The 9,666-nt window shown below is 71.3% G+C and carries 10 protein-coding genes and 1 pseudogene; 5 read left to right on the forward strand and 6 right to left on the reverse strand.

Annotated features, from left to right (window positions below; translation table 11 throughout):
- Positions 1-943: helix-turn-helix transcriptional regulator (locus tag CCN42_RS15825; RefSeq protein ID WP_086736357.1), on the reverse strand; the 943-nt coding region annotated here is incomplete at its 3' end.
- Between the two features lie 28 nt (positions 944-971).
- Positions 972-1,955, reverse strand: a complete 984-nt coding sequence (locus CCN42_RS15830) for a helix-turn-helix transcriptional regulator (RefSeq protein WP_078957763.1) — start codon at positions 1,953-1,955, stop codon at positions 972-974.
- 154 nt (positions 1,956-2,109) lie between these two features.
- Between CCN42_RS15830 and CCN42_RS43765 the strand changes: the two genes are divergently transcribed.
- Both CCN42_RS43765 and CCN42_RS15840 read left to right on the forward strand, forming a co-directional pair.
- The gene (locus CCN42_RS43765; protein ID WP_173883101.1) at positions 2,110-2,325 is read left to right on the forward strand and encodes a hypothetical protein; all 216 of its coding nucleotides are present in this window, start codon (positions 2,110-2,112) and stop codon (positions 2,323-2,325) included.
- Positions 2,322-2,657, forward strand: a complete 336-nt coding sequence (locus CCN42_RS15840) for a Rieske (2Fe-2S) protein (RefSeq protein WP_043502721.1) — start codon at positions 2,322-2,324, stop codon at positions 2,655-2,657. The genes CCN42_RS43765 and CCN42_RS15840 overlap by 4 nt, the downstream gene beginning before the upstream one ends.
- A gap of 225 nt (positions 2,658-2,882) precedes the next feature.
- Here CCN42_RS15840 and CCN42_RS15845 read toward each other — a convergent pair whose 3' ends face one another.
- Complete coding sequence (locus tag CCN42_RS15845; RefSeq protein WP_158102094.1) at positions 2,883-3,302, reverse strand: pyridoxamine 5'-phosphate oxidase family protein; 420 nt, start codon at positions 3,300-3,302, stop codon at positions 2,883-2,885.
- A gap of 141 nt (positions 3,303-3,443) precedes the next feature.
- Between CCN42_RS15845 and clpB the strand changes: the two genes are divergently transcribed.
- Positions 3,444-6,083, forward strand: a complete 2,640-nt coding sequence (clpB, locus tag CCN42_RS15850) for an ATP-dependent chaperone ClpB (protein WP_086736348.1) — start codon at positions 3,444-3,446, stop codon at positions 6,081-6,083.
- Between the two features lie 72 nt (positions 6,084-6,155).
- Here the strand turns inward: clpB and CCN42_RS15855 are convergent, their stop codons facing one another.
- Positions 6,156-6,395, reverse strand: coding sequence for a hypothetical protein (locus CCN42_RS15855; RefSeq protein WP_086736350.1), 240 nt, complete (start codon positions 6,393-6,395; stop codon positions 6,156-6,158).
- A 389-nt stretch (positions 6,396-6,784) separates the two neighbouring features.
- On the opposite strand from CCN42_RS15855, the gene CCN42_RS15860 reads away from it, so the two are divergent.
- Positions 6,785-7,309, forward strand: a complete 525-nt coding sequence (locus CCN42_RS15860; RefSeq protein WP_086167463.1) for a YbjN domain-containing protein — start codon at positions 6,785-6,787, stop codon at positions 7,307-7,309.
- 96 nt (positions 7,310-7,405) lie between these two features.
- Here CCN42_RS15860 and CCN42_RS44445 read toward each other — a convergent pair.
- Positions 7,406-7,708, reverse strand: a pseudogene (locus tag CCN42_RS44445) (aminotransferase); the annotation flags it as partial.
- A 176-nt stretch (positions 7,709-7,884) separates the two neighbouring features.
- Here CCN42_RS44445 and CCN42_RS15870 point away from each other — a divergent pair.
- Complete coding sequence (locus tag CCN42_RS15870) at positions 7,885-8,439, forward strand: Uma2 family endonuclease (protein WP_086736353.1); 555 nt, start codon at positions 7,885-7,887, stop codon at positions 8,437-8,439.
- Positions 8,440-8,636: 197 nt separating this feature from the next.
- Here CCN42_RS15870 and CCN42_RS15875 read toward each other — a convergent pair.
- A partial coding sequence (locus tag CCN42_RS15875; protein WP_086736355.1) for a pyridoxal phosphate-dependent aminotransferase occupies positions 8,637-9,666 on the reverse strand: 1,030 nt, incomplete at its 5' end.

Below are 9,666 nucleotides of genomic sequence, written 5' to 3' on the forward strand. Positions count from 1 at the left end.
CGATGAGGTAGCCGAGCTGGGCGCGGCTCTCGCTGCCGAGGGTGGCGGCCAGTTTGGCGATGTGCTCGCGGGCGGTGCGGATGTTCATGCCGAGCCGTTCGGCGATCACCGCGTCGGTGTGGCCCTCGATGAGCAGTCCGGCGATGGCGCGCTGACGGGGCGTGATGCCGCCGCGGACGGGCTGCGGGGCGGCCTGTGGGTGCATGGGCGTGGCGAGCCGCCACAGCCGGTCGAAGACGGTCACCAGGTACTCGACGAGGGCCGGGTTGCGGACCTCCAGGGCGTGGCTGCGGTCCTTGCTGGCGGGGACGAACGCGACGGAGCGGTCGACCACGATCAGCCGCTCGGGGAGTTCGTCGAGGGTGCGCACCTCGAGGTCGCCGGTCAGCTGCTCGCAGTAGGCGAGGACGGCGGGGTCGTGCCGGCTGGTGTGCTGGTAGAGGGTGCGCATCCGGCAGCCGCGGGAGAGCACCGCCTGGTCCCGGGGGAGCGCGACCTGGAGCGCGGAGGCGGGGCGCTTGCCGCCGGGCTGGATGGTGAGCAGTTCACCGACGGCGGTCGCCATGGCCTCGCCGATGGCGGTGTTGATCCGTTCCACTCCGCCGAGCGGCCGGATGCCGAAGGCGGTGGTGGTGGCGCCGTCCGGGGTGTCGAGCAGCAGCAGCGGCGCGAACGCCTCGGCGAGCCAGGCCTCGTGGCGGCGGCGCCGGGCGATGTCGTCCTCGACGGCGCGCAGCAGCCGCGGCAGGGCCGTCGACGGTGCCGCGGGCCGCAGCCACGCGCTGTCCTGGTCGTCCGGCTGGAGCAGGCCGCGGTCGCGCGCGCAGGGCGCCTGTTCGGCCTCCGCCGCCGGGACGCGGCCGGCCTGCAGGGCCCGGGCGTACAGGGCGAGGCCTGCCTCGCACACCTCTTCCGACTCGTGGCGGTGTGTCGCGGTCCTCACCGGGCCCCCTTCCGGTCGCGGCGCTGGCTCAGCGGTCCCGGTCCAGGATCCCCGACTGGGCGATGAGGTAGCCGAGCTGGGCACGGCTGCCGCTGCCGAGTGCGGCGGCGAGCTTGGCGATGTGGGCGCGGCAGGTGCGGACGTTCATGCCGAGGCGGCGGGCGATGGCCTCGTCGACGTGGCCCTCGATGAGCAGTTTCGCTATCGAGCGCTGGACGCCGGTGATGCCCTCCGGGGTGGACTCGTAGGGCACTTCCTCCATCAGCGGCACGGCTCGCTGCCACAGCTGCTCGAAGACCCTGATGAGGTACTGCACCAGCCCGGGGTGCCGCAGTTCCAGGGCGACCTGCCGGTCGTCCTGGGCGGGGATGAAGGCGACGGTGCTGTCGCAGATGATGAGCCGTTCGATCAGCTCTTCCAGGGTGCGGATCTCGACCTTGGCGCCGGCCATGCCCTCCATGTAGGCGAAGGTGCTCTGGCTGTGCCGCACGGTGTGCTGGTAGAGGGTGCGCACCGATATGCCGCGCTCGATCAGGGGTTTGCTGCGCTTGAGGGCCTGGCTGAGGATGTGTTCCGGCCTGCTGCCGCCGGGTTGCACGGTGAGGACCTCGGTGCGGGCCTCGGCTATCGCCACGTCCAGGGCCGCGTGGATCCGGTCGATGCCCTCCAGGACGGTGATGGCGTGGGTGGCGGCCGGTTGCTGGGCACTGATGGCGAGGAAGGGCTGGAAGGTGTCCGTGAGGTCGACGGTGAGCCGTCGGCGGTCCTGTATCTCGCGTTCCAGGGGCTGGAGTTGCTGGGCGAGCACGATGGACGGGGGAACGGGGCGCAGCCAGTTCGCGTCATCGGGGTCGGGGTGGAGGAGGGCGAATTCAAGCAGGCAGGGAGCGGGCTTGACCTCGTCGCGGGCTATTCGCCCGGAGCTGAGGGCGGCGGCGTAGAGCCGCGATCCTTCGGCGCACAGCTCAGTGATGCCGTGAGGATGTGTCGGGTTTGTGCTCTTTGGTGACAAATCTCCACCCCCCAGGGTCCTGAACGTGCAGGAACATGATGCATCTCCCTGGTGGCATTGACGTGCCTGAATGAGCCATCGTCTTGTTTCGCGGGGGAGAGGAAGCCATCAAGTGAGGACGAAGCCGACCATGAATAAGAGAATGCTTCGCTCGGTGCTTGCTACTGCCGTCGTTGCTCTGGCGCTGGCCTTCGGTGCGGCCGGTCCTCTCGACGTCGGCTGGCGGACTGCTGCCCAGGTGGAGAGCGCGGCGGGCGTGACCGGGGACGTCGGCTGGTCCGTCGAGGCGTCACCCGGCGATGTCGGCTGGAGCGTCGTGGCCGGCGGCGAGGACGTCGGCTGGTCGGAGCCGGTGGGCGCGGACGCATGACCACCCCACCCGACGACCGGTCCTTCCGGCGTGAAATGGCCACCGCGTACCGTTCCGGCTGGCACTTCATCGATCTGGCCACCGCCATCCCCCACAACGGTGACTCCCTCATGGTGACCGTGTTCGGTGAGCCGGTCGTCGTCACCCGGGACGAGGACGGAGACGTACGGGCGTACCGGTGCCTGCGCCGCCCCCGAGGCGCGCCGCAGCCCGTACGGTGTGCCATCCGGTACGGAATGATCTTTGTCAACCTTGACCAGCGTGACCACCGGTTGGCGGAGCCGGAGACCCCGGACCCCATGACCATCTCGGCCACCCCCCGCAGTGCCTGACGCGATTCCCCCGTCGTAAAAGATCGCTCAGGTACTTCCCCCCGCAGCGGCGTCACCGTGACCTGAACACGGTGACGCCGCTGTAGTTTCCGGCGGTCTGCGCGGGTTTCGGCGGATCGGCGGTTGGCTGAAATCCGTACCTCCACCGGGCCTGTTGTCCACAGTCCGGTCCCCGGACGATCCCCAGAGCGTCTCCGGGACCCTCCCCGCGCGTCCGCGGCGCGTTCAGCGCACCCGGCTGCCCATGGCCCTGGTCAGCTCGATCTCGACGACCACCCGGGCCGGGTTCGGGCCCGGCGTCCGCCCGTAGCGCTCGGTATAGCGCCGCACCGCCTCCGCCACCCGCTCCGGCTCGCTGTGCACGAAGGCCCGGCCCTCCAGCGTCGCCCATCGCCGGCCGTCCACCTGGCAGACGGCCACCCGCGCCCCGTCCGGCCCGGCGGCCAGCACATTGCGCACCTTCGTGCTCGCCCTGCTCGCGATCACCCGGGCGAGCCGCGCCTCGGGGTCGTAGGTCACCCCCACGGGCACAACGTGCGGGCTGCCGTCCGGGCGGGGGGTGGTGAGTGTGCACAGGTGCCGTTCACGCCAGAAGCTGAGGTATTGCGGGTCCGGGGCACCCGGGTCCGTGGAGTGTGTGGCCATGGACCGGAAACTAGCCGATACCGGCCGTGTCCCCCGGCTGCAGCCCTCCCTCTCGCGCATTGAGTGGAATAGACTCAACTTTGTGTACGTTGCCCACGTCAGTATGGGATGACGGGCTGACGCCAGGAGGAGAACGCGAACGTGGACGCCGAGCTGACCAACCGGAGCCGGGACGCCATCAACGCGGCCGGCAACCGGGCCGTGACCGAGGGCCACCCCGACCTCACCCCGGCCCACCTGCTGCTGGCTCTGCTCCAGGGGCAGGACAACGAGAACATCACCGACCTGCTCACCGCGGTCGAGGCCGACCAGGCCGCCGTGCGCGCCGGAGCGGAGAAGATCCTCGCCGGGCTGCCCAGCGTGACCGGGTCGACCGTCGCGCCGCCGCAGCCCAACCGCGAACTGCTCGCCGTCATCGCCGACGCGCAGGCGCGGGCCCGCGACCTGGGCGACGAGTACCTGTCCACCGAGCACCTGCTGCTCGGCCTCGCCGCCAAGGGCGGCCAGGTCGCCGCCCTGCTCACCGAGCAGGGCGCGAGCGCCAGGAAGCTCCAGGAGGCCTTCCAGAGGACGCGCGGCGGACGCCGGGTGACCACCCCGGACCCCGAGGGCCAGTACAAGGCCCTGGAGAAGTTCGGCACCGACTTCACCGCCGCCGCCCGCGAGGGCAAGCTCGACCCGGTCATCGGCCGGGACACCGAGATCCGGCGGGTCGTCCAGGTGCTGTCCCGCCGCACCAAGAACAACCCCGTCCTCATCGGCGAGCCCGGCGTCGGCAAGACCGCCGTCGTCGAGGGGCTGGCCCAGCGGATCGTGAAGGGGGACGTGCCCGAGTCGCTGAAGGACAAGCGGCTGGTCGCGCTGGACCTGGGCGCGATGGTCGCGGGCGCCAAGTACCGCGGCGAGTTCGAGGAGCGGCTGAAGACCGTCCTCGCGGAGATCAAAAACTCCGACGGGCAGATCATCACCTTCATCGACGAGCTGCACACCGTCGTCGGCGCGGGCGCCGGCGGAGACTCCGCGATGGACGCGGGCAACATGCTCAAGCCGATGCTGGCCCGCGGCGAGCTGCGGATGGTCGGCGCCACCACCCTCGACGAGTACCGCGAGCGGATCGAGAAGGACCCGGCGCTGGAGCGGCGCTTCCAGCAGGTGCTGGTCACCGAGCCGAGCGTGGAGGACACCATCGCGATCCTGCGCGGGCTCAAGGGCCGCTACGAGGCCCACCACAAGGTGCAGATCGCCGACAGCGCGCTGGTCGCCGCCGCCACCCTCTCCGACCGGTACATCACCTCCCGCTTCCTGCCCGACAAGGCCATCGACCTGGTCGACGAGGCGGCCTCCCGGCTGCGCATGGAGATCGACTCCTCGCCCGTCGAGATCGACGAACTCCAGCGCGCCGTCGACCGGCTGAAGATGGAGGAGCTGGCGCTGAGCCGGGAGACCGACGAGGCCTCCCGCGAACGCCTGGAGAAGCTGCGCCGCGACCTCGCCGACAAGGAGGAGGAGCTGCGCGGCCTGACCGCCCGCTGGGAGAAGGAGAAGCAGTCCCTCAACCGGGTCGGTGAACTCAAGGAGAAGCTGGACGAGCTGCGCGGCCAGGCCGAACGCGCCCAGCGCGACGGCGACTTCGACACCGCGTCCAAGCTGCTCTACGGCGAGATCCCGGCCCTGGAGCGCGACCTGGAGGCCGCCTCCGAGGCCGAGGAGGCGTTGGCATCCTCCGCCTCCGGCGGGGGCGCGAAGGACACCATGGTCAAGGAGGAGGTCGGCTCCGACGACATCGCGGACGTCGTCGCCGCCTGGACCGGCATCCCCGCCGGGCGGCTGCTGGAGGGCGAGACGCAGAAGCTGCTGCGCATGGAGGACGAGCTGGGCAAGCGGCTGATCGGCCAGACGGAGGCCGTGCGCGCGGTGTCCGACGCCGTACGGCGCTCCAGGGCCGGGATCGCCGACCCCGACCGCCCCACCGGGTCCTTCCTCTTCCTGGGCCCGACGGGCGTCGGCAAGACCGAGCTGGCCAAGGCGCTCGCGGACTTCCTCTTCGACGACGAGCGGGCCATGGTCCGCATCGACATGTCGGAGTACAGCGAGAAGCACAGCGTGGCCCGGCTGGTCGGCGCGCCCCCCGGCTACGTCGGCTACGAGGAGGGCGGCCAGCTCACCGAGGCGGTCCGCCGCCGCCCGTACTCCGTGGTGCTGCTGGACGAGGTGGAGAAGGCCCACCCCGAGGTCTTCGACATCCTGCTCCAGGTGCTGGACGACGGCCGGCTCACGGACGGCCAGGGCCGCACGGTCGACTTCCGCAACACCATCCTGGTGCTGACCTCCAACCTGGGCAGCCAGTTCCTGGTCGACCCGCTGCGCACCGAGACGGAGAAGAAGGAACAGGTCCTGGAGGTGGTCCGGGCCTCCTTCAAGCCGGAGTTCCTGAACCGCCTGGACGACCTGGTGGTCTTCTCGGCCCTCGCCAAGGACGAGCTGGCCCGGATCGCCCGGCTCCAGATCGACCGCCTGGCCAAGCGGCTCGCCGAGCGCCGGCTCAGCCTGGAGATCACCGAGGAGGCGCTGGCCTGGCTCGCCGACGAGGGCAACGACCCGGCCTACGGCGCCCGCCCGCTGCGCCGGCTGGTCCAGACGGCGATCGGCGACCGCCTCGCCCGGGAGATCCTGTCCGGCGAGATCAAGGACGGCGACACGGTCCGCGTCGACACCTTCGGCGACGGCCTGATCGTCGGCCCCGCCACCCCGGACCCGGCGGACCTGGGCAAGACGCTCTGACCGGCCGCCGCGTCCCCCGGTGGCCCCCGCTCGACACCGTGTGGCACGGGCCCGGCACCCCCGGCGCCCGGGTCACACGGTGAACGCGGAGAAGCGCACCAGGGCCGTGGCCGGGCCCTCGTAGTCGACGAGGACGTTCGCGGTGTGCGCCCCGAATTCCGGGTGCGCCTCGCCGGGCATCCGCTCCCCGCCGCCCTCGGCGAAGCCGACGCTCACGCACAGGTCGGTCGTGTCGCCCAGGCAGAACCCGGTACGCGGCGGCGCGCCCGGACAGGTGCGACCGAGGCAGCCGGCCAGCTCGGCGCGCGGCATCCGGAACTCGGCCGCGTACCCGGGTGTCCGGCCAGACCTCCACCGTGCAGCGGGTGTCGTACGCGCCCGTCGGCAACCGCGCCCCGCCGAACTCCAGCGCCTCGGCGCACGGCACCTCCCTCGGGCCCCGGGCGAGCGGATCGTCCGAGGTCGCGGCCCTCACCACCGCCGTGACCAGCCAGATCAGGACCAGCGCGGGAATCCCCGCGACCACCGCCACCAGCCACCACCGGTTCCGTCCCCGCGCGACTCCGTCTCCCCGCTGTTCACCGGCTCTGCCCCGACCGGCTGGATCATGTCAGCCGACGGCTGACAGGCCGTGCCGGGGCTTGCCACCCCCCGCCCCGCATGGGGGAGGATGGCGGAATCCGTACGAAGGGAAATTCACGGTGAGCATCGACCCGTCCTCGATTCCGAACTTCGGGGGCCAGCCCCAGCCGCAGCCCCAAGGACCGGCGGGCCCCGTCGTCCCGAATCAGGACCTTGTGAAGCAGCTCCTCGACCAGATGGAGCTGAAGTACGTCGTCGACGAAGAAGGCGACCTCGCGGCCCCGTGGGAGCTGTTCCGTACGTACTTCATGTTCCGTGGCGAGGGTGACCAGCAGGTCTTCTCGGTGCGGACGTTCTACGACCGGCCGCACCCGATCGACGACAAGCCGCAGCTGCTGGAGTCCATCGACGACTGGAACCGCCGCACCCTGTGGCCGAAGGTCTACACGCACACCCACGACGACGGCACCGTCCGCCTCATCGGCGAGGCGCAGATGCTGATCGGCCCCGGGGTCAACCTGGAGTTCTTCGTCTCCTCGACGGTCAGCTGGGTGCGGGCGGCCATCGAGTTCGACAAGTGGCTGGTCGAGCAGCTGGGCCTGGAGCAGGAGATCGACGAGGCGGACAAGCCCGAGGACGAGTAGTCCCGGGTCGCGCCGCAGGACCGGGCGGGCGGTGCCGTCGGCGCCGCCCGCCTTTCCACAGCCTGTGGGAAACCCGGTGGACTCAGCCCGCGAGGGCCTTAGCCGCCGTACGGCCTCCTGAAGCACCCCGGTCCGCTTGCAGAAGGCGAACCGGACGAACGGCGCGCCCTCCTCCCGGTGGTCGTAGAAGACCGCGTCGGGGATGGCCACCACGCCCGCCCGCTCGGGCAGCGCCCGGCAGAAGGCGAAGCCGTCGCTCTCGCCGAGGGGACGGATGTCGGTGGTGATGAAGTAGGTGCCGGTGGTGCGGAGGACGCCGAAGCCGGCCTGGGCCGGACCCGCCGCGAGCAGATCCGACCGCACGGCCGTGACCAGCCCGGGCGCCGCCGTGACCCAGCCGGCACCTCGTTGGCCTACCTGTTCCTCCACCGTGCGACAGGCCCCGCTGCGGATCTCCGGCACCGGCGGTGAGCGGGCCGCACAACCTGTCCGGACCGGTCCGCCGGCCGTACCGACGGGCTCGGTGACGCGGCACTGTCCGTCGTATCCTGACCGCACACGGGAAGGAGCCGTCCATGAGCGCCGACGCGATCGTGCACACCGAGTTCCCCAAGGGGTACACGGTCCTGTTTGGGGCCGACGGAAAGGTGATCATGACCCCGCAGAGCGAAGAGCACTCCAGCACCATCAGGTCGATGCAGATCGACTCCGCTCTTGCCCTCGGCCGTCACGCGAAGGTCACCTCCGATGTCTACATCGACTTCCCCGCCGACGAGAACTCCGCCCCCGACCTCGCGATCCTGCGCGAGGACGCACGCAAGGAAGGCAAGCGCTACAGCTTCGAGGACGTCCTGCTGATCTCCGAGGTCGTCTTGACCTCTTCCGCACGCAAGGACTACGACGACTGCACCGCGAAGTACGGCCGCTACGGAATCCCGATCTACCTGGTCGTGGACCCCTACGCCCAGGAAGTCGTCCTTCACACCCAGCCGACCGCCACCGGTTACATCGCCGCACACACCCACAAGTACGGCACGGGCAAGCTCCCCATCCCCCTGGCCGACGGCCGCACCTTCACCCTCGACCTCGACGAACTCCCGCGCCCGGATCCCGAGCCGGACGCCCGCTGACGAGGGACTCCCCGCCGGCCGGGCCCGCGCCGTCGGTACCGCCGTCGCCGGACGTGGTCGTTCCCGGTCGGGGCAGCCGGCTGGGGTGGCCCGCTCTTTCGTCGATCGGGACCGGCCAGGGGACGTGCCGTTCCGCGCCGTGCGCCCGTGCGGCGAAGTCCGGTTCGCGGCAAGGAGGTTCGAAGCCTCTGTGGCTGTCAGGCGGCCAGCGTCCTGAGTCGGGAGGTCGCCTCCTGAAGCACCCCGGTCCGCTTGCAGAAGGCGAACCGGACGAACGGCGCGCCCTCCTCCCGGTGGTCGTAGAAGACCGCGTTGGGGATGGCCACCACGCCCGCCCGCTCGGGCAGCGCCCGGCAGAAGGCGAAGCCGTCGCTCTCGCCGAGGGGACGGATGTCGGTGGTGATGAAGTAGGTGCCGGTGGTGCGGAAGACGCCGAAGCCGGCCTGGGCCAGACCCGCCGCGAGCAGATCCCGCTTGGCGAGCATGTCCGCGCGGAACGCGGCGAAGTACGACTCGGGCAGCGCCAGCGCCTCGGCCACGGCGTACTGGAACGGCCCCGACGCCACATAGGTCAGATACTGCTTCGCCGACCGCACGGCCGTGACCAGCCCGGGCGCCGCCGTGACCCAGCCGACCTTCCAGCCGGTGAACGAGAAGGTCTTGCCCGCGCTGCCGATGGTGACCGTGCGCTCCCGCATGCCGGGGAACGCCGCCAGCGGCAGGTGCTCGGCGCCGTCGAAGACCAGGTGCTCGTACACCTCGTCGGTCACCACCAGCAGGTCCCGCTCCACCGCCAGCTCCGCGATCGCCGCCAGCTCCGCGCGGGTCAGCACGGTGCCGGTCGGGTTGTGCGGGGTGTTGACCAGCAGCAGCCGGGTGCGGTCGGTGACCGCGGCGCGCAGCTCGTCCAGGTCGAGCCGGAACGCGTCACCGTCCGGCCGCAGCGTCACCGGCACCCGCCGCCCGCCCGCCATCGCGATACACGCCGCGTACGAGTCGTAGTACGGCTCCAGCGCCACCACCTCGTCGCCGGGCTCCAGCAGGGCCAGCAGCGCGGCGGCGATCGCCTCGGTCGCGCCCGCCGTGACCAGCACCTCGGTGTCCGGGTCGAACGTCAGGCCGTAGCGGCGCTCCTGGTGGGCGGCGATCGCGGCGCGCAGCTCGGGGACGCCCGGGCCCGGCGGGTACTGGTTGCCGCGCCCGTCCCGCAGCGCCCGTACCGCCGCC

This window comes from Streptomyces glaucescens, from assembly GCF_002154375.1.
Lineage (GTDB): Bacteria > Actinomycetota > Actinomycetes > Streptomycetales > Streptomycetaceae > Streptomyces > Streptomyces glaucescens.